General features: G+C 71.0%; 21 protein-coding genes. 3 read left to right on the top strand and 18 right to left on the bottom strand.

Features of this window, described 5'->3' with window-relative positions; genetic code table 11:
- Nucleotides 1-14: 14 nt before the first annotated feature.
- The 14 genes from AC0VYD_RS17850 to AC0VYD_RS17915 form a co-directional block, all read right to left on the bottom strand.
- On the bottom strand, nucleotides 15-905 hold the full coding sequence (locus tag AC0VYD_RS17850) for a DivIVA domain-containing protein (protein ID WP_473038839.1): 891 nt from the start codon (nucleotides 903-905) through the stop codon (nucleotides 15-17).
- A 126-nt stretch (nucleotides 906-1,031) separates the two neighbouring features.
- The gene (locus AC0VYD_RS17855) at nucleotides 1,032-1,331 is read right to left on the bottom strand and encodes a YggT family protein (protein WP_475476644.1); all 300 of its coding nucleotides are present in this window, start codon (nucleotides 1,329-1,331) and stop codon (nucleotides 1,032-1,034) included.
- 39 nt (nucleotides 1,332-1,370) lie between these two features.
- Nucleotides 1,371-1,898 carry a cell division protein SepF gene (locus tag AC0VYD_RS17860; RefSeq protein ID WP_475476645.1) on the bottom strand — a complete coding sequence of 176 codons (528 nt, stop codon included), beginning with the start codon at nucleotides 1,896-1,898 and terminating at the stop codon, nucleotides 1,371-1,373.
- Nucleotides 1,899-2,033: 135 nt separating this feature from the next.
- Nucleotides 2,034-2,762, bottom strand: a complete 729-nt coding sequence (locus tag AC0VYD_RS17865) for a YggS family pyridoxal phosphate-dependent enzyme (RefSeq protein WP_475476646.1) — start codon at nucleotides 2,760-2,762, stop codon at nucleotides 2,034-2,036.
- Between the two features lie 123 nt (nucleotides 2,763-2,885).
- Nucleotides 2,886-3,605 (bottom strand): peptidoglycan editing factor PgeF, encoded by a 720-nt coding sequence (pgeF, locus tag AC0VYD_RS17870; protein ID WP_475476647.1) that lies wholly within the window; start codon nucleotides 3,603-3,605, stop codon nucleotides 2,886-2,888.
- A gap of 125 nt (nucleotides 3,606-3,730) precedes the next feature.
- Nucleotides 3,731-5,221, bottom strand: coding sequence for a cell division protein FtsZ (gene ftsZ, locus AC0VYD_RS17875; RefSeq protein WP_475480296.1), 1,491 nt, complete (start codon nucleotides 5,219-5,221; stop codon nucleotides 3,731-3,733).
- Between the two features lie 502 nt (nucleotides 5,222-5,723).
- Nucleotides 5,724-6,452 carry a cell division protein FtsQ/DivIB gene (locus tag AC0VYD_RS17880; RefSeq protein ID WP_475476648.1) on the bottom strand — a complete coding sequence of 243 codons (729 nt, stop codon included), beginning with the start codon at nucleotides 6,450-6,452 and terminating at the stop codon, nucleotides 5,724-5,726.
- A 10-nt stretch (nucleotides 6,453-6,462) separates the two neighbouring features.
- A complete protein-coding gene (murC, locus tag AC0VYD_RS17885) occupies nucleotides 6,463-7,917 on the bottom strand; it encodes a UDP-N-acetylmuramate--L-alanine ligase (protein WP_475476649.1) in 1,455 nt (484 codons plus the stop codon).
- Nucleotides 7,914-9,074 carry an undecaprenyldiphospho-muramoylpentapeptide beta-N-acetylglucosaminyltransferase gene (gene murG / locus AC0VYD_RS17890; RefSeq protein WP_475476650.1) on the bottom strand — a complete coding sequence of 387 codons (1,161 nt, stop codon included), beginning with the start codon at nucleotides 9,072-9,074 and terminating at the stop codon, nucleotides 7,914-7,916. The genes murC and murG overlap by 4 nt, the downstream gene beginning before the upstream one ends.
- Nucleotides 9,071-10,465, bottom strand: a complete 1,395-nt coding sequence (gene ftsW, locus AC0VYD_RS17895) for a putative lipid II flippase FtsW (RefSeq protein WP_475476651.1) — start codon at nucleotides 10,463-10,465, stop codon at nucleotides 9,071-9,073. Before ftsW ends, murG begins: the two co-directional genes overlap by 4 nt.
- Before the next feature lie 228 nt (nucleotides 10,466-10,693).
- A complete protein-coding gene (gene murD, locus AC0VYD_RS17900) occupies nucleotides 10,694-12,163 on the bottom strand; it encodes a UDP-N-acetylmuramoyl-L-alanine--D-glutamate ligase (RefSeq protein ID WP_475476652.1) in 1,470 nt (489 codons plus the stop codon).
- A 4-nt stretch (nucleotides 12,164-12,167) separates the two neighbouring features.
- The gene (mraY, locus tag AC0VYD_RS17905) at nucleotides 12,168-13,223 is read right to left on the bottom strand and encodes a phospho-N-acetylmuramoyl-pentapeptide-transferase (protein WP_473038831.1); all 1,056 of its coding nucleotides are present in this window, start codon (nucleotides 13,221-13,223) and stop codon (nucleotides 12,168-12,170) included.
- Nucleotides 13,220-14,668, bottom strand: a complete 1,449-nt coding sequence (locus AC0VYD_RS17910) for a UDP-N-acetylmuramoyl-tripeptide--D-alanyl-D-alanine ligase (protein ID WP_475476653.1) — start codon at nucleotides 14,666-14,668, stop codon at nucleotides 13,220-13,222. Before AC0VYD_RS17910 ends, mraY begins: the two co-directional genes overlap by 4 nt.
- 387 nt (nucleotides 14,669-15,055) lie before the next feature.
- Complete coding sequence (locus AC0VYD_RS17915; RefSeq protein ID WP_475476654.1) at nucleotides 15,056-16,720, bottom strand: UDP-N-acetylmuramoyl-L-alanyl-D-glutamate--2,6-diaminopimelate ligase; 1,665 nt, start codon at nucleotides 16,718-16,720, stop codon at nucleotides 15,056-15,058.
- Between the two features lie 139 nt (nucleotides 16,721-16,859).
- On the opposite strand from AC0VYD_RS17915, the gene mmuM reads away from it, so the two are divergent.
- Nucleotides 16,860-17,756 (top strand): homocysteine S-methyltransferase, encoded by an 897-nt coding sequence (gene mmuM, locus AC0VYD_RS17920; RefSeq protein WP_475476655.1) that lies wholly within the window; start codon nucleotides 16,860-16,862, stop codon nucleotides 17,754-17,756.
- A 109-nt stretch (nucleotides 17,757-17,865) separates the two neighbouring features.
- Here the strand turns inward: mmuM and AC0VYD_RS17925 are convergent, their stop codons facing one another.
- The 4 genes from AC0VYD_RS17925 to mraZ form a co-directional block, all read right to left on the bottom strand.
- Nucleotides 17,866-19,854, bottom strand: coding sequence for a peptidoglycan D,D-transpeptidase FtsI family protein (locus AC0VYD_RS17925; protein ID WP_475476656.1), 1,989 nt, complete (start codon nucleotides 19,852-19,854; stop codon nucleotides 17,866-17,868).
- Nucleotides 19,851-20,297, bottom strand: coding sequence for a cell division protein FtsL (ftsL, locus tag AC0VYD_RS17930; RefSeq protein WP_475476657.1), 447 nt, complete (start codon nucleotides 20,295-20,297; stop codon nucleotides 19,851-19,853). The genes AC0VYD_RS17925 and ftsL overlap by 4 nt, the downstream gene beginning before the upstream one ends.
- Nucleotides 20,298-20,306: 9 nt before the next feature.
- The gene (gene rsmH / locus AC0VYD_RS17935) at nucleotides 20,307-21,368 is read right to left on the bottom strand and encodes a 16S rRNA (cytosine(1402)-N(4))-methyltransferase RsmH (RefSeq protein WP_475480297.1); all 1,062 of its coding nucleotides are present in this window, start codon (nucleotides 21,366-21,368) and stop codon (nucleotides 20,307-20,309) included.
- Nucleotides 21,369-21,642: 274 nt separating this feature from the next.
- Nucleotides 21,643-22,074, bottom strand: a complete 432-nt coding sequence (gene mraZ, locus AC0VYD_RS17940; protein WP_475476658.1) for a division/cell wall cluster transcriptional repressor MraZ — start codon at nucleotides 22,072-22,074, stop codon at nucleotides 21,643-21,645.
- Nucleotides 22,075-22,555: 481 nt separating this feature from the next.
- Between mraZ and AC0VYD_RS17945 the strand changes: the two genes are divergently transcribed.
- Together AC0VYD_RS17945 and AC0VYD_RS17950 are read left to right on the top strand one after the other, a co-directional pair.
- On the top strand, nucleotides 22,556-23,548 hold the full coding sequence (locus AC0VYD_RS17945; protein WP_475476659.1) for an AAA family ATPase: 993 nt from the start codon (nucleotides 22,556-22,558) through the stop codon (nucleotides 23,546-23,548).
- A 62-nt stretch (nucleotides 23,549-23,610) separates the two neighbouring features.
- Nucleotides 23,611-24,870: a DUF58 domain-containing protein gene (locus AC0VYD_RS17950; protein WP_475476660.1), complete on the top strand. Its 1,260-nt coding sequence runs from the start codon at nucleotides 23,611-23,613 to the stop codon at nucleotides 24,868-24,870.
- Nucleotides 24,871-24,875: the final 5 nt, after the last annotated feature.

Raw genomic sequence — 24,875 nt, forward strand, 5'->3', positions numbered from 1 at the left:
TGGCCGCTGACGGGTCAGCGACGCTCGTGCGGAGCCTCGCCCGGGTGGAAGCCACCGTGCTGGGCGGGCTCGGGCTGACCGAACGGGTTGCCGCCGGGGCCGTGCTGCTGGAGCGCGGGTGCCCCGCCGGTCTGGGGAGCCATCGTCTGGAAGCCGCCCGTGGTGTTCGGGTTGGGCTCGACCGGCTTGCCCTCCTCGTTGAGCTCGCGCAGCTGGCGCTCGAAGTAGTCCTTCAGGCGGCTGCGGTACTCGCGCTCGAAGTCCTTGAGCACGTTGACCTTGTGCTCGAGCTCCTCGCGCTGCTGAACCAGGCTGCCCATGACCTGACGGTGGCGCTCCTGGGCGTCCCGGTCGAGGTTCTCCGAGCGGGCGCGGGCCTCACCGATGATCTGGTCCGCCTGGCGGCGGGCCTTGCCGAGGATGTCCTCGGACTCGTGGCGGGCGCGGCCGAGGGTCTCGTCCGCCTCACGGCGGGCGTCGGAGATCGCCTGGTCGGCGGTCTGCTGGGCGAGCGCCAGGACACGGGCCGCCGTGTCCATGTTCTCCTCGCCGCCCATGGCCAGGTTCGCACCGGTCATCGCCATCTGCTGCTGCGGCGCGGGCGGCTGGGGCTCGACGGGCTGCTGCGCCTGGACGGGCTCCGGGCGCATCTGCTCCATCTGCTGCGGCGCCTCGGGGGCCTGCTGCTCCTGGGGCTGCTGGAAGTCCTGCATGCCGGCGTTGGGGACCTTGCCCCGCAGGCACTCGGCGAGCTTGCCGCGCAGTTCCTCGTTCTCCTGGATCAGCCGGTCCAGCTCGGACTCGACCTCGTCGAGAAAGGCGTCGACCTCTTCTTCGTCGTACCCGGGTCGGAGCCGGGTGGTACTGAACTGCTTGTTCCGCACATCGGCGGGTGTCAGCGGCATGTTCGTCTCCTTGGCGCGCTTGGAGTCTGTCCGTAGGGACGCTACCTGATCGTGACCTTACGGCAATCCAGATCATGACCAAGACCACATATCGGAATCAGGGGCTGTCCTTTCCGCCCCCGCCTCCTACCCCACGCTGAGTATCAGGCTCCCCAGAATGCTCTGGAGGATGATCACGGCGAAGAAGAGGACCAGCACACTCAGGTCGAGTGCGATACTCCCCAGCCGGATCGGCTTGATAAACCTGCGCAGGAACCTCAGTGGCGGATCGGTGATCGTGTACACGATCTCAGCGAGCACAAGCACGAACCCGGTGGGCCGCCACGTCCGGGAGAAGGACTGCACCATCTCCAGGACCACCCTCGCTATCAGCACGAAGACAAACAGCTGCAGCAGGAAGGACAGCACGGACAGGACGATACTCACGGTCGTTCCCCGACCCAATCTCTGGACAAATGTGATGATCTAGCTCTGATTGAAGAACCCTCGCTCGGCGATCCGCGCCTTGTCTTCGGCGGTCACCTCGACGTTGGCCGGGGACAGCAGGAACACCTTGTTGGTCACGCGTTCGATACTGCCATGGAGACCGAAGATCAGACCAGCCGCGAAGTCGACGAGACGCTTGGCGTCGCTGTCGACCATCTCGGTCAGGTTCATGATCACCGGTGTACCTTCCCGGAAGTGCTCTCCGATCGTACGCGCCTCGTTGTAGGTACGTGGATGGAGCGTGGTGATCCGAGCCAGGTCGGCGGTTGAGGCAGTCATGGCCGTACCACTGCGTCGCTCACCCGTTCCCAGGTAGTCGCCGGAGTCCGGCACGTCCTCGCCTCGTACTTCCTCGCCTCGCGGAGTGTCAGCGTCGCGGTCACGCTGCTCCTCCACGCCCTCGTCGAAATCGTCGAACTCATCATATTCGTCCGCATAGCGGTGATCGTAACGGTCGTCCTCCACGAGGCCGAGGTAGACCGCCATCTTGCGCATCGCGCCGGCCATCTCATGTCCTCCGTCGTCCCCGCGGCCTTCACCGCAGCCGACTCCTCCGTCTTCGGCCCCTGCGCCCCGCGTACACGGGGTGTTCGTCCATTCGGGCGAACGCCACAGACAGGCCCCAAGGTCTATGTGGGGACATTACCCCACGATCGGTCCCCGGGAGCCGAGCAACGCCGTACCGAGTCGCAGGTGTGTCGCGCCCCGTCCGATCGCTGCCTCCAGGTCCCCGCTCATCCCCGCGGAGACCACCGTTGCCCGAGGGTAGTGATCCCGGATCACCCCCGCCACCTCCTGGAGGCGGGCGAAGGCCGCGTCCGGGTCTGTGCCGCGGGGGGCGACCGCCATCACACCGCCGAGGGTGAGCGCCCCGTGCTCGGCGATCCGCTCCGCGAGCCCGACCGCGTCCGCCGGATCCACACCTCCACGCGGGCCGATGACCCCGGCCTCGGAACCGGTGTCCAGGTTGACCTGTACCAGACAGGTGAGACTCCGACCCGCCGCAGCGGCCCGGTCGCCCAGCGCCCTGGCGAGTTTGGCCCGGTCGACCGAGTGCACCACATCCGCGTAGGAGGCCACAGAGCGCGCCTTGTTGGTCTGCAACTGGCCGACGAAGTGCCAGGTCAGACCGAGATCCGCGGTCTCCGCGGCCTTCGGGGCCGCTTCCTGGTCACGGTTCTCCCCGACGTCGGTGACCCCCAGAGAGGCGAGAATGCGCACATCGCTGGCCGGGTAGGTCTTCGTCACTCCGATCAGCGACACCTCCGAGGGGTCGCGGCCGGCCTTCTCGCAGGCCTCCTCGATCCTGGCCCGCGCGGCCCGGAGATTGGCGCGGATCTGCTCGGTGCGCGCGGGATCGGTGTGTGACACGGGTATTCCTTCTCTTTACTGCTGTGGCCGGATATGGCTGGGGTGTGGCCGGTTGCGGCCCCGCCGGAGGACCGCGCGGCTCAGGCCCTCGGAACTCCTCCGCGGGCCGGGGTGGCGAAGACCTCAGTCGCGCCAGAGGAAGGAGGCGAACCGGCCGGTGGGCGCGCCCCCGCGGTGGGAGAACAGTTCCGGGCTCTCCAGGGTGCAGCGGCCGTCAGCGAGGACGTCCCCGACCCCGGCTCGGCCCAGTTGGGCAGTGACGGCGGCGGTCATGTCCACACCCGTGCTGCCCTGCCTGGTGGTCGAGGCCGCCTCCGGGGTCCGTGCGGCGGTCTCGGCCTGGAGGTCGGGCGGAACCTCGTAGCACCGGCCGCAGATGGCCGGTCCGAGGAAGACGGTGATCCGGTCGCGTCGGGCGCCCTGGGCGACCATGGTGTCCACCAGGTTGACGGCCACGCCGTGCGCGGTGCCCAGCCGTCCCGAGTGGGCCGCGCCCAGCACCCCCGCCTCGCCGTCGGCGGCCAGAACGGGCAGACAGTCCGCCGCCATCGAGGCGAGCACCAGGTCCGGGCGGGTGGTCACCACACCGTCGCAGGTACCGACTCCGCCGGGCTCGGTGGCCACGAGCACGTCGGCGCTGTGGACCTGGTTCATCCACACGATCCGCTCGACGCCGAACCCGAGGTCCTCGGCCGCTCGGGCCCGGTTGGCGGTGACCGCCTCCCGGGTGTCACCGGTCCCCGGTCCGAGGTTGAGCGAGTCGAACGGCGGCCGGCTCACCCCGCCCTTGCGTTCGGTGACGGCGGCACGGACACCGTGTCCCAGGTCGATGATGTTCCCCATCGGATCGACGCGGTCCTTCCCTCGGCCCCGCGGGGAACCGGACGGTTCCGCCTCCGGGGGCGGCGACGGCCCCGCCACGAGGGTCGGGGCCGCTGACACGTCGATGGTACCGGGATGGTGGCGGACTACTTCAGGAACTCCGGCACGTCCAGGTCGTCGGGGTCGTCGAAGATGACTCGGCGCCGGGGCGTGGGAACCTCGCCGCGGCGTTCGGAGGCGTCCGAGACCGCGTGGATGTGGCTCGACTGGGTCTCCTGCTCGGCCTCGGGCTCCGGTTCGGGTTCCGGTGCGGGCCTTTCCTCGGCGGGGGCGGCCTGCGGCTCCGGAGCGGCCGGCTCGGGCTCGGGGTAGGAGACCTGGTGGCCGTTGCCCTGGGGCTGCTCGGGCTGGACCGGGGCCTGGGCACGCTGGGGCTCCGGAGCGGCCGGCTCCGGAGCGACCGGCGGCTGGACCGGCGGCATGGCGGGCCGTGAGGCCTCCTGCGCGGGCTGGGCCGGGCGGGAGGGAGTGATCCACGGCATGCTGGTGGCCGGCGCCCCGCTCGCGTCCGCGGTGGACGGCGCCGTCCTGGCCGACGGCTCCTCCCCACCGGACGTGATGCCTGCCGTGGGGGCGACGGCCTCAGGAGGGTCCACCGGCTGGCGCTCCCGCACCACGGCGCCGGTGACCTCGGGTTCGTCGAAGCCCGCCGCGATGACGGTGACCCGCACCTCGTCGCCCAGGGCGTCGTCGATGACGGCACCGAAGATGATGTTGGCATCGGGTGCGGCCGAGTTGGCGACCAGCTGCGCGGCCTCGTTGATCTCGAAGAGACCCAGATCGGAGCCGCCCTGGATGGACAGGAGTACACCGTGTGCGCCGTCGATGCTGGCTTCGAGGAGCGGTGAGGAGATCGCCAGTTCGGCCGCCGCGACGGCCCTGTCGTCCCCTCGCGCCGATCCGATCCCCATCAGCGCCGATCCTGCCCCCGACATGACCGACTTGACGTCGGCGAAGTCCAGGTTGATCAGGCCCGGCGTGGTGATCAGGTCGGTGATGCCCTGGACACCGGAGAGCAGGACCTGGTCGGCCGCCTTGAAGGCGTCCAACACGCTGACCTGTCGGTCCGAGATGGACAGCAGGCGGTCGTTGGGGATGACGATGAGGGTGTCGACCTCCTCGCGGAGCATCGCTATCCCCGACTCGGCCTGGGTCGCCCGGCGCTTGCCCTCGAAACCGAAGGGCCGGGTGACCACTCCGATGGTGAGCGCGCCGAGGGAACGGGCGATGTTGGCGACGACGGGGGCTCCGCCGGTACCGGTTCCACCACCCTCTCCGGCCGTGACGAAGACCATGTCGGCCCCCTTGAGGACCTCCTCGATCTCCTCACGGTGATCCTCCGCGGCCTTGCGACCGACATCGGGGTTGGCGCCTGCGCCCAGGCCACGGGTGAGCTCACGGCCGACGTCGAGCTTGACGTCCGCGTCACTCATCAGCAGCGCTTGCGCGTCGGTGTTGATCGCGATGAACTCGACGCCCTTGAGCCCCTCTTCGATCATTCGGTTGACGGCGTTGACACCGCCGCCGCCGATGCCGACGACTTTGATGACCGCGAGGTAGTTCTGCGGTGCTGCCACGACGAGGGGCCTTTCCGCTCGCATACGCCGTTCCGTCTCCGCGTCCGCTGGCCGGTGGCCAACGGGTGCGCCGGCGGTTCGGCATCCGGTTCTACAGTGTGCGTTTCGGGTGCTCCCGCCCGGCGGCCGCGTGAGCGGCCGCCTGTGGAGGACCCGGGGTCACCGGTACCGTCCTGCGTCTGCCGTCCGACCCTGACGGTCTGGATACGGCCCGCTCCGCGAAGCGGGGGCGAAACGGTTCCTGAGTACCCCGAAAAGCGTGTTTTACTGCGTGGTTGACAGTGGTTGTGCTTCCCGACAGTAAGCGGACTGTCGAGTACGGGCAACCGAAGACAGCTTCAGCCTAACGTCGTATAACGCGGGGAAGCGAAGTGCGCACTCGGCGCGTCGCGTCTGGAATGTCCTCGGCGCCTGTCGGTCGGCGGGTCCACGACCGTGCCCGTGGCCCCAACAGCCCCTTGCCCCGGGCTCTCCCCCGCGCTCCCCTCCCTTGGGAAACGTTTCACCGGACGATGGCCAAGTCCGGGGTTCCGACGTCGTAGACACGCCCCTCCTCCGGCGGGTGTTCACGCATCAGCACCCGCAGGACCTCGCTCTTGTCCTCGGCGCCCTGTGCCCGGCCCCATTCCACGAGGGCACCGTTGCCGAGTTCGACGGTGATCTGTTCCGTGTCGGTGGCGTCGATGAGCTGTATCTGGGCGATGAGGGAGTCCGGGGCGCCCTCGACGATGTCCGCCGCCGCCCGGACCTCGTCGTTCCCCTCGATCTCTCCGGTGACCCGGACCAGCGGGTGGGTGCCGGGACGGGTCGGTGAGTCCTCGATGCGCACCCCGTCACCGTCGACGAGCCGGTACTCCTCCCCCACCCGGACGGCGAGCAGGGGTCTGCGCTCAACGACCTCCACCTCGAGGGTCGCGGGCCAGCCCCGGGTCACCCTCGCGGACTCGACCAGGTCCAGGCTCTCGGCGCGCTCGCGGCCGCGGTCCAGGTCCACCCGTATCAACGGGGTCCCCGTGTCCACGGCCACGGCCGCGACGACCTCCTCCCTCGGCACCCGGTCCAGGCCGGTGACGGCGACGTCACGCACGACCAGCAGCCGGGAGCCGAGCAGCACCCACGTGACCACGCAGATCAGGGAGACGACGAGCAGTACCGCGAAGGCGACCTTCCAGGGGTCCGACCTCCGACGCGGCGCGGCCCCGTTCTTCGCCCTGGTCCGGTCAGCGCCCACGTGTGCTCCTCTAGCTGGTTTCCGTGCCTTCTGCCACCTCCGCGAGCGCCTCCACGATCCGCGGCCCCAGTTCGGTGACATCGCCCGCGCCCATGGTGAGGACGATGTCCCCGGGGCGGGCCAGTTCGGCGGCCCGACGCACGGCCTCGTCCCGGCCCGGCACGTACCGGACCCGGTCGTGGGACACACGGGAGGTGATGAGCTCGCCGGTGACCCCGGGTTCGGGGTCCTCGCGGGCCGCGTAGACCTCCATCACCACGACCTCGTCGGCCAGGCTCAGGGCCTGCGCGAACTCCTCGGCAAAGATACGGGTCCGGCTGTACAGGTGCGGCTGGAACACGGCGACGACCCGGCCTTGGGGGATCTGTTCCTCCGCGTCCTCGGCGAACGACCGCAGTGCGGCACGCGTGGCGCGCAGGTCGGCGTCGATCTCGGTGGGGTGGTGGGCGTAGCTGTCGTAGACACCCACACCGTTGCCCTCGCCCTTGAGTTCGAAGCGGCGGGCGGCCCCGGCGAAGTCCGCGATGCCCTCCACCGCGACCTCCAGGTCGTGGCCGAGTTCGTCGGCGACGGCGACCGCGGCTGCGGCGTTCAGGACGTTGTGGAGCCCGGGGACGGCCAGGGTGCCGTCGATCGGGTCACCGGTGGCGGTCTGGAGGGTGAACTCGGTGGTGAAACCGCGGGCGCGGATCCGGGTGATCCGGTAGTCCGCGTCCTCGGCCTCGCCGTAGGTGAGCACCCTCCTGCCGCGTTCACGGGCGAGTTCGGCGACGGTGCGGGCGCCCGGGTCGTCGATCCCGACGATCAGGGTGCGCTCGACCCGGTCGACGAACGACGCGAAGTTGGCGTGGATCTCGTCGATGCCGCTGTAGTTGTCCAGGTGGTCGGCCTCGACGTTGGTGACCACGGCGATCTTGGGCGAGAGCATCAGGAAGGACCCGTCGCTCTCGTCAGCCTCCACCGCGATGGCCTCGCCGATCCCGGCGTCGGCGCCCAGGCCGGTGGTGACCAGTTTGCCGCCGATCACGTAACCGGGGTCCGCGCCCAGGTGCTGGAGGACCACGGTGACCATGGAGGTCGTGGTGGTCTTGCCGTGGGTGCCGGAGATCGCGATGCCCTCGCGGTTCAGCAGGAGGGCGCCCAGGGCCGCGGCACGGGGCAGGATGCGGATGCCGCGGCTGCGCGCCTCGGCGAGTTCGGGGTTGTCCTCGCGGATGGCGGAGGAGACCACGAGCGTCTCGGCCTTGCCCAGGTTCTCGGCGGCGTGGCCCACATGGACTTCGGCGCCCATCTGTTCGAGTTCGCGCAGGGTCTCGCTGTCGCGGGCGTCGCTGCCCGAGACCTCGACCCCCGACTGCAGCAGCACGCGGGCGATACCGGACATGCCGGCGCCGCCCAGGCCGATGAAGTGGGTGCGGCCGAGCTCGTCGACGGGGACCGGGTCGGTCGGCTGGACCAGGCTCATCTTGCGTCCTTACCGTCGTCGTAGAAAACGTCGTCGCCCTCGTCCTCGGGCAACGGGAGTTCGGGGGTGGGCTTGTCGCCCCGGGCGATCGCCATGACCTCCCGGGCCAGTTCCGTGTCGGCGTCGCGGCGGCCCATCCGGGAGGCCGCCTCCGACATGGCCACGACCCGGTCGGTGTCGGTGAGCAGCGGGATGAGCTGGCCGGTGATCCACTCGACCGAGACGTCGGCGTTGCCGATCGACAGGCCGCCGCCGGCCTGGACGATCGGCTCGGCGTTCAGTGCCTGTTCCCCGTTGCCGATGGCAAGGGGCACGAAGGCACCGGGCAGACCCACCGCGGTGAGTTCGGCACAGGTCATCGCACCGGAACGGCACATGGCCACGTCGGCTGCGGCGTAGGCCATGTCCATGCGGTCCACGTAGGGGACGGCGACGTAGGGGACGCCGTCCTGGGTGAGGTCCTGGGGCTCGTCGGCGTTCTTCGGGCCGACGACGTGCAGGACCTGGACACCCGCGTCGCGGAAGGCCGCGGCTGCGTTGAAGGCGGTCTCGTTGAGGCGCTGGGCGCCCTGGGAGCCGCCGAAGATCAGGAGGGTGGGCAGGTCCGGGCGCAGACCGAAGTAGGCGCGGGCCTTGTCACCCATGGCCAGCCGGTCCAGCGAGGTGATCTGCTGGCGCAGGGGGATGCCGATGAAGCGCCCGTTGCGGATCTGGGTGTGGGGGTGCCCGGTGAACACGTGGGGGGTGAGCCGCGCACCGAGCCGGTTGGCCAGGCCCGGCAGGGGGTTGGCCTCGTGCACCACGATGGGGATCTTCCGGCGCCGGGCCGCCAGGTAGCCGGGGGTGGCGACGTAGCCGCCGAAACCGACGATGACGTCGGCCTGGAGCTTGTCCAGGTGCTCGCCCGCGGCGCTCAGCGCACCCGCGAGCTTGCCGGGGACCGTGAGCAGCTGCGGGGTGAGTCGACGCGGCAGGGGGACCGCCGGAATCAGGCCCAGTTCGTAGCCGCGCATGGGGACCAGCCGGGTCTCCAGCCCGCGCTCCGTTCCCAGGCAGAGGATCTCCGTGTCGGGGTCGATGCGCCGCAGCGCGTCCGCAAGGGAGAGTGCGGGCTCGATATGCCCGGCCGTGCCGCCTCCGGCTAGGGCTACCCTCATCGTCGCCGATTCCTCCTTGGCCGGTCACCCGCCGGGACCGGTCCGCTCTTGTTCTTGACCGTTGTCTTGGTGCCGCGGGCCTCCGGTTTGCCCGGGGCACGAGGCGTGGTGGTGCTCCTGGGGACCGTCGGACCGCTCCTCTTGTGGACGGAGGCGACGATGTTGTCCAGGCCAAGCCAGCTTAGAGCCCTTTGGACCCAACTGGGACCCCGGGCCGCCAGGGCTTTCTGCGCCTGGGGCTCGCTGCGGGCGATGGCGAGCAGCACCCCGAGCGCGATCATCGTCGGGATGAGCGAGGAGCCTCCGTAGGAGACCAGCGGAAGCGGGATACCGGTGACGGGGACCAGGCCGATGACGGCGGCGATGTTGATCATCGCCTGGCCGAGGATCCAGGTCACGATGGCGAAGGCGGCCAGCCGGGAGAACGGGTCCTTGACCCGGAAGGCCACGCGCAGCCCGGCGTAGCCGAGCATGCCGAACAGGCACAGCACCAGCAGGGTGCCGAGGAGCCCGAACTCCTCGCCGATGATGGCGAAGATGAAGTCGGTCTCGGCGAAGGGCAGGAAGCCCCACTTCTCCCGGCTGGCGCCGATACCGACGCCGAAGATCCCGCCGGTGCCCAGGGCGTAGAGGCCGTGCAGGGACTGGAAGCCGGCGCCCTGGGGGTCCGCCCCGGGGTCGAGGAAGGCCGTGATGCGGGTGATCCGGAAGGGCTCGATGGCGATGACGATCCCGGCCAACCCCAGGACCAGGAAGAACATGCCCACGAAGAGCTTGCCCGGAGCTCCCACCACCCAGAGCAGCCCCAGGAAGGTGAGCAGGAGGACCAGGGTGGTGGACAGGTCCGACCCCAGGAGCACGAGCAGGGTGAGCAGCCCGCAACCGGGCAGCAGCGGGATGAGCAGGTGCCGCCACTCGGTGAGCTCCTTGAGTTCCTCCTTGCGGGCGAGGATGTTGGCCCCCCACAGGGCGAAGGCGAGTTTGGCGGGTTCGGAGGGCTGCACGAGGACGCCGCCGACCTCCAGCCAGCGGATCGCGCCGTTGACCTCGGTGCCCTGGAAGGCGGTCAGCAGCAGCAGCGCGACGGACACGATCATGGCCGGGTAGCCGACGATCCGGAAGATCCACAGGGGCAGCTGGGAGGCGATCACCATGAACGGCAGGCCGATCATCGCCGACACCAGCTGGCGCTGGAACACGGAGAACGCCGACCCGGTCTCGGTGATGGAGTTGACCATCGTCGAGGACAGCACCATCACCAGCCCCAGGGCGATGAGCATCACCCCGGTACTGAGGATCAGGTAGTAGGAGGTGAGGGGTCGGTCCAGGGACCGGGCCCACTCACGCCAGAGCACCCGGTCGCGCCCACCGACCGCTGTCGTCGCCGCCATCCACACCCTCCGCACGATTCGCGCCTCAATACTTGCGTACCGGCGGGTCGGGAACCGTGGACATTTCCCGCGTGTTGGCCATCTTTGGCCGTGGCGAGGGGCACAGTGGGCGGACAGGAGGGAGCCCGCGCGCCTTTGGTGACGCACGGGCTCCACTCGGCTACACGCCGTTCACGATGGGCGCCGGCGAAACCCCGCCGGCGCCCGGACCAGAACCTCCGCGGTCGCTCAGCCGAGCCGGTGCACGGCCTCGGCGAAGAAGCGTCCGCGCTCCGGGTAGTTGGTGAACATGTCCATGGAGGCGGCGGCCGGAGCCAGCAGCACCGTGTCGCCCTCCTCCGCCAGGGCGGCGGCCTCAGCGACCACCGCGTCCATGACCGTGTGCTCCGGTGGCGCCTCGGCGGCAGGTCCCTCGACCTCCACCACCGGCACGTCCGGGGCGTGTTCGGCCAGGGCCTCACGGATGCGTTCCCGGTCGGCGCCGATCAGCACCGCGCCGCGCAGGCGGCCCGCCGCCCCGGCCACGAGGTCGTCGACCTCGGCGCCCTTGAGGAGACCGCCCGCGATCCACACCACACGGGCGTAGGAGTTGAGGGAGGCCGCCGCGGCGTGCGGGTTGGTGGCCTTGGAGTCGTCCACGTAGTCGACACCGCCGACCGAGGCCACGTGCGCGATGCGGTGGGGTTCGGGGACGAAGGCGACCAGTCCGGCCCGCACCGAAGCAGGTGCGACCCCCACCGAGCGGGCCAGGGCGGCGGCGGCCAGGGCGTTGGCGACGTTGTGCGGCGCGGCCGGACGCACATCGCCCAGGGTGGCGAGCTCCTCGGCGCTGCTGTGCGGCTGCTCCACGAAGGCGCGGTCCACGAGCAGGTCCTCGACCACACCGAGCTCACCGGCCCTGGGGGTGTCCAGACGCAGGCCCACCAGCGGGGTGTGCGGGTCGCCCTCCTCCTCGGCCAGGCGCACCGACCAGTCGTCGGCGGTGTTGACCACGCGGATGGTCCCGCGCGCGAAGACCCTCCCCTTGGCCCGGGCGTAGGGCTCGAGCCCGCCGTGCCAGTCCAGGTGGTCGGAGGCGATGTTGAGGACGGTGGCCGCGTACGGGCGGACGCTGTTGGACCAGTGCAGCTGGAAACTGGACAGTTCCACCGCGAGGATGTCGTGGACACGGCCGTCGGCGTCGGGCAGCACCGCCTCGACGACGGGGGTCCCGACGTTGCCGACCGCGAGCGCGTCCCGCCCGTCCGCGCGCAGGATGGACTCCAGCATGCGCACGGTGGTGGTTTTGCCGTTGGTCCCGGTGATGGCGAGCCACACCTGGTCGGCGGGTTTGAGCCGCCAGGCCAGCTCCACGTCCCCGATGATCTCGACACCGGCCTCGGCGGCCCTCGCGAGCAGCGGGGAGTCGGGGCGCCAGCCGGGCGAGGTGACGACGAGGTCGCAGTCCTCGGGCAGCGGAGTGTCACCCAGGACGACCTCGGCTCCGGCCTCGGTCAGCGGGGCGGCCGCGCGACGGGTGGTCTCGTCGTCGCGTCCGTCCACGACGACCACCCGGGCGCCCCGGGCCAGGAGCGCCCTGGCGACGGGGGGACCGGAGACGCCGAGACCGGCGACGCAGACCCGTGCGCCCGCGAAGGGGTCCTGGACCCCGGCGGGTTCGGCGGAGTGGGGTGTGGCGGAAGGGTCGTGGTGCGGCATGCCTCTACCTTGGCATCCATTCCAGATAGAACAGTCCGATGGCGATCGCCATGAACAGGCCCTGGATGATCCAGAAACGGATCACGATGGTGGTCTCGGCCCAGCCCTTGAGCTCGAAGTGGTGCTGGAGCGGGGCCATCCGGAACACCCGTTTGCCGGTGAGGCGGAACGAGGTGATCTGGACCATCACGGACATGGTGATGATGACGAACAGGCCGCCGATGAGCAGCAGGAGGAGCTGGGTGCGGGTGGTGATGGCCAGACCCACGATGAGTCCGCCCAGCGCCAGCGAGCCGGTGTCACCCATGAAGATCTTGGCGGGCGGTGCGTTGAACCACAGGAAGCCGATGCAGGCGCCGAGCACGGCGGAGGCCACCACGGCGAGGTCCAAGGGGTCGCGGACCGTGTAGCAGCTGGAGGTGAGGGCCTCCACGCAGGACTGGCGCAGCTGCCAGTTGCCGATGATGACGTAGGCGCACAGCGACAGGATGGTCGCGCCGGTGGCCAGGCCGTCCAGGCCGTCGGTGAGGTTGACCGCGTTGGAGAAACCGACGATGAGGAACAGCGCCCAGATGACGAACACGCCGATCATCAGCGGCGGTCCGAAGTCGCGGAGGAAGGACAGCTGGGGGGCCGCCGGGGTGTAGCCGTACCCGTTGGGGAACTGGGTGACGCCGTAGGCGAAGCCCACGCCGACGACGGCCTGGCCCACCATCTTCGCGCCGCTGCGCAGGCCCAGGCTGCGACGCTTGTAGATCTTGATGAAGTCGTCCAGGAAACCGACACAGCCCATGCCGACGAACAGGAACATCACCAGCAGGCCGGAGGCCGTGGGGGTGCTCCACAGCGCCAGGTGCGAACCGAAGTAGCCGATGACGGCGCCGAGGATGATGACGATGCCGCCCATGGTGGGCGTGCCCTGCTTGGTCTTGTGGCCCTCGGGACCGTCGTCGCGGACCTCCTGCCCGAACTTGAACCGGTACAGCAGCTTGATCAGCGGCGGCATGAGCAGCATGGAGACAATCAGCGAAAGCCCCGCCGCTACGGTGATGCCGATCACTGGACATCACCCTTGGTGATGAGGTCGATAACCCTTTCGAGCGCAGCCACGCGCGATCCCTTCACAATGACGACGTCTCCTGTGCGCATCCGTTCGCGCACCGCGTCGGCTGCCGCCTCCGCGTCGGGAACCCGGATGCTCTCACCGCGCCACCGCCCCTGCTGGGCGGCGCGTTCAGCGCCGACGGCGATCCCCTCGGCCTGCGCACCCACCACGACCAGGTGGGCCACACCGGTCTCTGCGGCCAGTTCACCCACCCTCTCGTGTTCGGCGTGGCCGTCATCGCCCAGCTCCGCCATGTGGGCGAGCACGGCGATGGACCGGCGGCCCCGGGCGAGCGCGCCCAGGGTGGTCAGCGCCGCACGCATCGACTCGGGGTTGGCGTTGTAGGCGTCGTTGACGAGAGTGGCACCGCGGTGTTCGGTGACCTCCATCCGCCAACGGCTGACCGGGGTCGCCGCACCCAGGGCGGCGGCGATGTCTTCGATGTCCATGCCCAGCTCGTCGGCGACGGCCGCGGCAGCCAGCGCGTTGCTGACCTGGTGGGCGCCGACCAGACCCAACCGGACCCGGGCCGTGCGGCCGCGCAGGTCCAGGGTGAAGGACGGGGCGCCGTCAGCTTCCAGGGCGACGTCGGTGGCGCGCACCTGGGCGTCCTCGGAGGTTCCGTAGAGCACCGTGCGGGCGGTGGTGCGCGAGGACATGGCGCGCACCCGGGGGTCGTCGGCGTTGAGGACGGCCACGCCGCCCTCGCCGCGCCGGTCGGTACCGGGCGGCAGGGACTCGACGAGTTCGCCCTTGGCCCTGGCGATGGCGTCACGGTCGCCGAACTCGCCCATGTGGGCGCTGCCGACGTTGAGGACGATGCCGATCCGGGGCGGGGCGACACGGCACAGGTGGGCGATGTGCCCGATCCCGCGGGCCGCGACCTCCAGCACCAGGTGCTTGGTTCCGGTGCCGGCGCGGAGCACCGTGAGCGGGTGGCCGATCTCGTTGTTGAACGAGCCGGCGGGGGCCACGGTGGGGCCCATCCGCTCGACGACCTGGGCGACCAGGTCCTTGGTGGTGGTCTTCCCGGAGGAGCCGGTGATCCCCACGACCTCCGTCCTGGCCGTTCCGCGCGCGGGGTCGCTGAGTTCGGTGGCCACGTGCCGGGCCAGCCGGGCCAGGGCCGCCACCACCTCGTCGTCGCCGCCGTCCACCAGCAGGTGGGGGGCGTCGACCGGGCGCGAGGCCAGAACCGCCACCGCACCGGCGGCGACGGCGGACTCGGCGAAGTCGTGTCCGTCGACCCGTTCACCGCTCAGGGCGACGAAGAGCGCTCCTGGCTCCACCTGTCGCGAGTCGATGACGACGGGGCCGTGGACGACGGCGTCGGGGCGCGCTGATCCGCCGATGGCGGTTTGGGTGATCTCAGCGATCCGATCGAGCGTGAGCGCGATCAAATCCACTCCTCATGTCAGGCCCGGCCCACGACGCCCCAGGGGCGTTGGCCACCCGGCCTCGGGTTCGGGTCAGGGGATGGCACCGCGGATACCGTGCGCGCGGTGCCGCGCCGGGCGACGGTTGCCGGCTTCGTACCGGGCCGTGGGCGCCACTGTGGGCGGCACGTGTCGGGCTGCGATTGCCGGACCTACCTTAGAACATGTTGAGGTGTCGGGGGTCCCGACGGGGCCCTGTGTGGAGCAATATGCTCCACTTCGTGATCGTCGGTGGTCCGGCCGCCCATGATCCGTACGCGTGCGGGTACAGGCACCACCGGGACACGGCTCACGGCCGTGCCCCGGAAATCGGACCGCACCGTGTGTGGCGCGTCCCCGCGTGTCGTGGGGTCAGAGCTGTTCAGGCGTCTTGTGCACGTCCTGGAGCGCGTTGCCGAGCCGCTCGCTCGCACGGGTGCGCAGAGCGTCCTCGATGGCCCCCCGCAGGACCTCGCGGTCGTCGAAGGGCAGGACCTCGCCCTTGACGTACTGGCCGGTCTCGTGGCCCTTGCCCGCGACCACGACCACGTCACCGGGTCCGGTGCGGTGCACACCCAGGCCGATGGCCTCCGCGCGGTCGAACTCGACGGTGACACGCGCCCGCTGGTCCTCGGGTACCTTGGCCACGCCCTCCAGCATCGCGGTGGCGATGGAGACGGGGTCCTCGGTACGCGGGTTGTCGTTGGTGATGATCAGCTGGTCGGCCAGGCGTGCGGCGGCCTCGCCCATCAGCGGGCGTTTGGCCCGGTCACGGTCACCGCCGCAGCCGACCACCATGGTGACCCGGCCCTCGGTGGTGGCCCGGAGGGCGCCCAGCACGGCCTCGATGGCACCGGGCTTGTGCGAATAGTCCACCAGCGCGGCGAAGTCCTGGCCGCCCCCGGGATCGCGGACCTCCACCGACTCCATGCGGCCCGGTACGCCCGGCGCCGCGGCCACACCGGCGATGGCGGTCTCCAGGGGCAGACCGGCCTCGACCAGGCCGACGATGGCCGCCATGGCGTTGGAGACGTTGAACGGCCCGGGCAGCGCCACGGACGCCCGGGCCTCCATCCCGCCCGGTCCGACGATGCGGAAGGTGCTGCCGGTAGCGCCCAGTTCGACGTCCACCGCGTTCCAGTCGGCTTCCATACCGTTCTCGGGACCCGCGTCCGAGCAGCCCTGCACGGCGAAGGTGGTCACCGGGACGTCGCCCCGCCCCTGGACCATGTCCACGAGCGCGCGGCCGAAGCGGTCGTCGGTGTTGACCACCGCGATGTCGCAGTACTCGGGGGTGAACAGGCGCGCCTTGGTCTCGAAGTAGTCGCGCAGGTCCGGGTGGAAGTCGAGGTGGTCCTGGGACAGGTTGGTGAAGACGGCGACGTCGTAGTGGGTACCGCCGACGCGCCCCAGGGCCAGGGCGTGGCTGGAGACCTCCATGGCGGCGGCGGTGACGCCGCGCTCACGCATGACCGAGAAGAGGCCGTGCAGGTCGGTGGCCTCCGGGGTGGTCAGGGAGGAGGCGACGCGCTCGTCGCCCACCCTCATCTCCACGGTGCCGACCAGGCCGGTGCTCATCCCGGCCTGGCGCATACCGGACTCGATCAGGTAGGTGATCGTGGTCTTTCCGCTGGTGCCGGTCGTGCCGACCAGGAGGAGGTCCTTGGCGGGGTCGTCGTAGACCCAGGCCGCCGCCGTGCCGAGCGCGGCTCGCGCGTCCGGCACGACCACCACGGGCAGGCCGGTCTCGGCGGCGCGGTCGGCCCCCGCCGCGTCGGTGAGGATGGCCGCGGCCTCGGCCTCGGCGGCCTGCTGAGAGAAGTCGGCGCCGTGCGCGCGGCTTCCGGGCAGGGCGGCGTAAAGGTCGCCTTGGCGCACCTTGCGCGAGTCGTGGGTGATGCCGCGAACGTGCACCTCCCGGCCGGGCATCTCGGCTGGACGGTCCGCGCTCAGGTCCGGGCGCAGAAGTGTGGTGTCCGGCCCGAGCAGCGTTGCGAGGGCGGACAGTGGACGGAGTTTGGTGTGTTCAGGTCGCATTACCGGTGGCACGTGTGGAGGTTAACGGCTGCGGGGGGCCTGCTGGTAATTTCCACGCTGCGTTCTTCGGTGATTCGCTGGCCCGGGGTGCGCCGGAACCGGGCGCCCCGGTGAGCGACGGTCTGGGGAGGGGTTGTCGGTGGGTGGATTTCCGCTGGTGCTCGACGGCGGGTTGGCGACGCGTCTGGAGGCCTACGGACGCGATCTCGGCGGCGGGCTGTGGTCGGCACGGCTGCTCGCCGAGGAGCCGGAACTGATCGCGCGGGTGCACCGGGACTACTTCGAGGCGGGCGCGGACGTGGCGATCGCCGCCGGGTACCAGGCCAGCGTGGAGGCGTTCACCGCGCGGGGGTACTCCCGGAGCGAGGCGCTGGGCCTGTTGGCCCGCTCGGTGGAGCTGGCGCTCACGGAGCGGGACGCGTGCGGCTCGGGGCTGGTGGCCGCAGGGGTGGGACCCTACGGCGCCGCGCTCGCGGACGGTTCGGAGTACACCGGCGCCTACGACCTGGACGAGGAGGGCCTGTACTCCTGGCACCGGGAGCGGTGGCGGGTACTGACCGGGGCCGGGGCGGACCTGGTGGCGTGTGAGACCCTGCCCTCCCTGGCCGAGGCCCGGGCCCTGGCTCGGCTGCTGTCCAGGACCCCGGGGGTCCGGGCGTGGTTCAGCTTCTCCTGCGCGGACGGCACCCGGATCAGCGACGGCACCCCGCTGCGGGAGGTGGCGGCCGAGCTGGCCCCGCTGTACCGGCGGGGGCTGCTGGTGGCGGTGGGGGTGAACTGCGTACCGCCCCGGAACGTGCCGTCACTGCTGGCCGAGGTCGCGGCGGCGGGACTGCCCTCGGTGGCCTACCCCAACTCGGGTGAGGTCTGGGACGCCCGGGGCCGACGCTGGACGGGCAGCGGCGACACGGAGGGGTTCGGGGAGGCCGCCGCCGGATGGTGCGAGGACGGCGCCGTCCTCGTGGGCGGCTGCTGCCGTACCGGCCCCGAGCACGTGCGTTCCGTCCGCGCCCGGGTGGACGCGCTCCCCCGGTGAACCCCTCCTTTCGCCGGATCCTGCCGCCAGGGGCAGGTCCGGCGCCGAAATCGCCCCTGGTAGCAGGATCACCGCGGTTCGGACGGGCCTCGGGCACCGCGGGCCCGGATCAGCCCGCGTCCTCCTCCTCGATCAGGCGGATCGCCGGGGGCTCGGTCTCCGTCGGCGGAACCTTCATCGTCTTGAGCGCGAAGGACATGATGTCGTTGAACACCGGCCCCGCGGCCTCGCCGCCGTAGTAGGTGTCCTCCGGATCGTGCAGCACCACCTGGACGATCAGCTCGGGGTCGTCCGCGGGGGCGAACCCCGCGAAGGTCGCGGTGTAGTCGCCCTCGCTGTAGGCACCGGTCTCGGGGTCGAGCCGGTTGGCGGTACCGGTCTTGCCCGCCACCCGGTAACCGTCGATCCGGGCCTGCGGTGCGGTGCCCTCGTCACTGGTGACCGCCTCCAGCATCAGGGCGAGCTGGTCGGCGGTCTCCTCGCTGATCACCCGGGTCCGCTCGGGTTCGTCGGCGGGCGTGAACTCCCCCTCGGGGTCGACCGTGCCGGCGACGAGCCGGGGTTCGACGCGGACCCCGCCGTTGGCGACGGTGGCGTAGACCAACGCCATCTGGGTGGCGTTCACCGTCAGGCCGTGCCCGATGGACACCGACGGCAGCTGGGTGCCCCACCAGTCGTCGGGGTCGGTGAGCACACCCGCCTCCTCGCCCGGTAGTTCGAGGCCGGTCGGCTGCCCCAGACCGAAGTCCGTGAGGTAGGAGTGCAGGACCCCGCGGCCCACCTGGTCGGCGATCTTGATCGTGCCGACGTTGCTGGACTGGGCCATGATGCCGTTGACGGTCAGGCGCTGGGTGCCGTGGTTGGTGGAGTTGCGGAAGGTCCGGTCGTAGTACCGGAGGGCGTAGGGCACGGTGTAGACCGTATCCGGGGTGGTCAGGCCCTCCTCCAGGGCGGCCGCCGCGGTGATCACCTTGTTCGTGCTGCCCGGCTCGAAGGTCGTGGCCACCGCCCCGTTGGACCAGTCCTCGGGCCCGCTGGCGGAGATGTCGCCCTGCACGTAGGTCGGGTAGTCCGCCATCGCGAGGATCTCGTGGTCGGTGTTGGTGACGACGACGCTGCCGCCCGCGGCGTCCAGTTCCTCGACCCGTTCGGCCAGCGCCCGCTGGGCGTACCACTGCAGGTCGCCGTTGAGGGTCAGGCGCACGTCCTGGCCCGGCTCGGGTTCGCTGGCCAGGCCGCCGGCCATCGGGATCTGGGTGCCGTCGCGACCCACCTCGACCTGGCGTTTTCCCGCCTCCCCCGCGAGGGTGCCGTCGAGGTAGCCCTCGAGGCCCTCCAGGCCGTACCCCTCCGAACCGACGAAGCCGACCAGGTCGGCGGCGCCGGTCTGGTCCGGGTAGACACGCTTGTAGTCGACCTCGGCGCCCACCCCGGAAAGGCCGAGGTCGCGCATCTCCTGCCAGTCCGCGGGTGCGACCTCGGTGGCCACCACCTGGTAGCGGCTGGGGGTGGCGTCGACCTTGGCCCCCACCTCCTCCTCTTCCAGGCCGAAGCGGGTGACCAGCTCGTCCACGAGCTCGTCGCGCTCGTCATCCTCGACCTCCTGGGGGTCGACGAAGACGTTGCGGACCTCCACCGACAGGGCGAAGGGCTTGCCGTCGGCGTCGGTGATCTGGCCGCGCAGGGTCGGGATCTCGATGGTCTGCAGGCGCAGGTTGGCGGCGGCCTCCGCGTAGGTCTCGGCCTCGAACCCCTGGATCTGGGTGAGCCGCCCGGCGAAGAGCATGATGATGACGACGATGATGGCCCCGGCGACCTTGATCCGCTTGGCCGGTTCGCCCGGGCGGAAGGTACGGCGCAGCAGCGGCGGAGGCGGGGGCGGAGGTGCCGGGTTCCTGCGCCTGGGCCGCTCGCCGCCCCTCCTCACCTGGCGCGCCGAGCTCCCCCGGGAGCCGGTGCCGGCGCCGCCGCGCGTACGGGCGGCACCGGCCGGACGCCGGGGTTCACGCTGGGGGCGTTTGCTGGGCCGGGCACCGGAGCGGCCTGCGGCTCCGGGCCTGCGGGGGTCGCGGGGGCCTCGGTCCCGGGGGTTGCTCACTCACCGCTCCCGGGGTCCCCGGTGATCCCACCGTTGTCCAGGTCGAGGAAGAGCGGGGCCTCGCCCTGCTCCATACCCATCTCCTCGGCCTCCCTCGAGATGCGCTCGGAGGCCTCCAGATGCGCCACGGTGTCCTCCATCTGCTGCTCCGTGTAGGAGAGTTCGCGGTTCTCCGACTGAAGGCTGGTGATGGCGTACGCCTCCTGGGCGACGACGCTGCGCAGTACCAGGAGGGCCACCAGCGAGCCGCCGAGCAGGCACAGGATCAGCAGGACGAAGGGGATCCTCGGTGCGGTCCCCGCACCGCCGGAGCGGGTGCTCCGTGCCGTCGACGCGGGACGCGGGGGACGCCGGGCCGCCGCGGGGCTCCCCGTGGCCCCGGTACGCCTCGATCCCGTTCCCCGCCCCTTCGTGGTGCGGCGCGTGTCCGTCTTCGTGCCCATCTGCTCTCCCTACTGCCGCGACGGCCAGCGCACACGTTCGGCCGCCCGCAGGCGTGCCGACTGTGCGCGCGGGTTGCGTTCGTTCTCTTCGTCCGTGGGAGACTCCGAGCCCCTGGTGAGGAGCCGGAGTTCCGGTTGGCGGTCCGGGAGGGGGACCGGAAGGTCGGCGGGTGTGGTGTCGGTGGCCAGGGCCGCGAGGGCCTTCTTGGTCATCCGGTCCTCAAGGGAGTGGTAGGACAGCACCGCGATGCGGCCGCCGAGCCCGAGGCGGGAGATCGCGGCGGGCAGGGTCTCCCGGAGGATCGAGAGTTCGGCGTTGACCTCGATGCGCAGTCCCTGGAAGGTGCGCTTGGCGGGGTGGCCGCCGGTGCGCCGGGTGGCCGCGGGGATCGCCTCCCGGACCAGCTCGGCCAGTTCACGGGTGGAGTCGATGCGGCCCTGCGCGCGGCGGCGCTCGATCGCCCTCGCCACACGGGAGGCGAAGCGCTCCTCGCCGTAGGTGCGCAGGACCCGGGTGAGTTCGGCGACGGGGTAGTCGTTGACGACCTCGGCCGCACTGAGCTCCTGGGTGCGGTCCATGCGCATGTCCAGGGGCGCGTCCTGGGCGTAGGCGAAGCCCCGGTCCGTCTCGTCCAGCTGCGGTGAGGAGACGCCGAGGTCCAGCAGGATCGCGTCGGCCGTCTCCGCCCCGGCCTCGTCGAGAGCGTGCGGAATGTCGGAGTAGACGGCGTGTACGAAGTGGGTCCGGTCGGCGTAGGGCGCCAGGCGCCTGGCACTGCGCTCCAGAGCCGTGGTGTCCCGGTCGACACCGACCAGTCGCATGGTGGGGCAGGCCGCGAGCAGGGCCTCGGAGTGCCCTCCCAGGCCGAGGGTTCCGTCGACGAGAACCGCCCCGGGGCGGCTGAGCGCAGGGGCGAGCAGCTCCACGATCCGATCGAGCATGACCGGGACGTGTGCAGCGGCCCCGCCGGGCTCCTGCGGCACGGATCCGTCCGCCTGCGGTGCGTCGTCGTGGTTGCTGTGCGGTGAGCCGTGCCCGTCGGGCCGCTCGTGCTGCCGGTGGTCCCCCATGCGGTGCTGTTCCTCCACGCTGTCGCGGTCTCCCCCTGAGTCCGTGTAGCGCACTGGGCGCGCTCCACGGTGTCCTGTCGCGTGGCCCCGTCCGGAGTTCCGGCGGGCCTCCGGACACGGCCGCTATTGTCCACCTTCTCGGTGGGCGCTCGCTCACGGTCTGGCACCGGGGAAGTCGCGCCAGCTCGTGTGACCGTCTCCGGAGACCTCTACCGGTCCCGGCCTTGCATGGATCCTGTGCTGGTTCGCGGGAGCGGAAGAGACCGCCCCGCTCTCACAGCACCCCGGGCAGCACCTCCTCCGAGAGTTGCGAGAACACCTGCTCCTGGTCCGTCTCGTACTCCGACCACGCGGCGGCGTCCCAGATCTCCAGACGCGTGTTGGCACCGATGACGACGCAGTCGCGGTCCAGGCCCGCGTACTCGCGCAGCTTCGGAGGGACCGTGACCCGGCCCTGCTTGTCACAGGACTCGTCCGACGCGCTGGCGAAGAGGACGCGGCTGTAGTCGCGGACCGCCTTGGCAGTGACCGGAGCCGAGCTCAGGGCGTCGGTGATGCGGCTGAACTCGGCCGCCGGAAAGACGTAGAGGCAGCGCTCCTGGCCTTTCGTGATCACCAACCCCCCCGACAGTTCGTCGCGGTACTTCGCGGGAAGGAACAGCCGTCCCTTCTGGTCGAGGCGAGGTGTGTGGGTGCCGAGAAACACACGCTCACCCCCCTCACTCCCGAGTGGAGAATTCGCCCTCTCCACGATGCTCCACCTTACTCCACTCCTCCCCACCGTCAACAGCTTCAATCGGGCCCCACCAACCCAAGAAACGACAAATGCGCAGGTCATAGCGTCGGGGTGCGAATGGGGCCAGCCAGCGCCTCCGTGCGTCGCACCGGGGCCGCCCGCCGCCCGGGCCCGACCTGCCCGACAGCCCGGAACAGCCCGCGTCACCCCGGCACGGGGCAGGACCCGGAACCGCGGCGTTCGGGGGCGACATTCGGGGGTTTTCCGCATCCGTCCCGTTATCGTGAACGGCTCTCCCGCCAGTGATCAGGGGAACGGTTCCGAAGCTTTGACCACATCGATGCCCAGGGGAATCATCCGGAGACCGATTCCGGCACTTTGGTTTGCAATCGGTCTGATTGGCCCTAGCCTCGGATCGATACACCGGGACATACTGAGTGAGAGGGGTCTCGTGTCACTCGGCACACAGCACGACGGTCACGGGGGCGGCGTCCTGGGGGACGTCGGTGACGTCGTCACCGTCGCCGACCGCGTCCGCGGCGCGATCGAGACGGTCATCGAGGGCAAACCCGAGGTGCTGCGCATCGCGCTCACCGTCCTTCTCGCCGAGGGCCACCTCCTCATCGAGGACGTCCCCGGTGTGGGAAAGACCATGTTGGCCAAGGCGCTGGGCCGTGCCGTGGACTGCTCCGTGCAGCGCGTCCAGTTCACCCCGGACCTGCTGCCCAGCGACATCACCGGGGTCAGCGTCTACCACCAGGACCGCAGCGAGTTCGAGTTCAACCCCGGCCCGGTGTTCGCCAACATCGTGCTCGGCGACGAGATCAACCGCGCCTCGCCCAAGACCCAGTCGGCCCTCCTGGAGTGCATGGAGGAACGACAGGTCAGCGTCGACGGGCAGACCCGGGAGCTGGAGCGGCCGTTCATGGTCGTCGCGACACAGAACCCGGCCGACATGGAGGGCACCTACGCCCTGCCCGAGGCACAGCGGGACCGGTTCATGGCGCGTGTCTCCGTGGGCTACCCCTCGCCCCAGGCCGAGCTGGACATGATCGACACCCACGGATCCCGGTCGCCCCTGGAACAGTTGACCCCCGTCACCGACACGGCCGAGGTCCGCTCCCTGGCGGACCGGATCCAAGGCGTCCACGTGGCACCGGGTATGCGCCGCTACGTCGTCGACCTGGTCAACTCCACCCGGACCGCCCCCGAGCTCAACCTGGGTGCCTCGCCCCGCGCCACCCTGCACCTGGTGCGCGCAGCACGGGCCCACGCGGCCCTGGAGGGGCGCCACTACGTCGTCCCCGACGACGTGCAGGCCCTGGCCGTGCCCGTCCTGGCCCACCGACTGCTCCCCGGCCCCGAGGCCCAGATGGAGCGGCTCAGCGCCGAGCAGATCGTCGCCAAGCTGGTCGCCCGCCTCCCCGTGCCCGGGCCCCGCTGACCCGCCCCTCCCCCGGCGTCCACCCGCCGCCCCGAAGAGTCCCCCGACCCCGAGAGACGGTCATGCGCCCGCACCGAACCCTCACCGCCCGCGGCGGCCTGATGCTGTTCTTCGGCGTGGTGGCCCTCGTGTGCGGTTTCGTCATCGGCCAGCGGGAACTGGTGGGCGTGGGCCTCTTCCTGGCCCTGGTACCGCCGGTCTCCGCCCTGACCGTGCTGGGCGCGACCGGCCGTGTGGTGCACAGCCGGGCCCTGCGCCCGCAGCGCGTCCCGGCCGGAACCGACACCCGGGTCCTCGTCCGGATCGGCAACTCCTCCCCGAGCTGGCCGGTCAGCTGGGTGCGGATCGAGGACACCCTCCCGGTCCGGCTCGGCTACGAACCGCGCTACACGGTGGGACACCTGCCCCCGCGCGCCGTCCGCGACGTCACCTACCTGGTACGCCCAGCGGTCCGCGGCCGCTACCCCGTGGGACCCCTGCGGGTGAGCGTGCTGGACCCCCTGGGCTGTGTCCGGGTGACCCGCATGGTCGGAGCGCCCACACCCCTGCTGGTGACCCCGCCGGTGGTCGCGCTCGCCCCGCTCAGCGCGTCGGACGGCTCCCTGGGGGAGAACACACCGCGCCGGTCGGTGACCGGGGTCGGCGAGCAGGACCCCATCCCCCGTGAATACCGCCACGGCGACGAACTGCGCCGGGTGCACTGGCGCTCCACGGCCAAGCACGGCGAACTGATGGTGCGCAGGGACGAACAGCACTGGCGGGAGCACAGCACCCTGCTGCTGGACACCCGGTACGGAGCGCACTCCGGCGAGGGGCCCTGGAGCTCGCTGGAGACCGCGGTCAGCGCGGCCGCCTCGGTCGCGGTGAACCTCCTCGACACCGGGCACGAGCTGCGCCTGCACACCGAACGGGGCCGTCTGCACACCGAGAACGCCTCCGGGGTGCTGGACGGGCTCGCGACCGTGGAGTCCTCCGAGACCGTCGGCCTGCGGGGCGGTATCAGCGCCCTGGAGGGGGCCCGGGGCGTCTCGGCCCGGCTGGTGGTCGCTGTCCTGGGCGCCCTCTCCGCGGAGGACGCCCTGGCCCTGTCCCGGGTCAACGGGTCCGGACTGCACGTGGCGGTGCTGTGCACCCGGGCCGCCTGGGCCTCGGCCGAGGACCTCCGGCGCACCGCCGAACTGCTGGCGGCCAACGGTTGGCGCGTGGTGCCCGTTTCCGACCCCACCGAACTGCCCCCGCTGTGGCACCGTGCGACCTCCCCCACCGGCGGGGGCCGTCCGGCGCCCGCGGGGGCCCGCGCCCCCTGGGAGGGGTCCCGTTGAGAGCA

This window comes from Nocardiopsis sp. iso_40 (genome assembly GCF_056173285.1).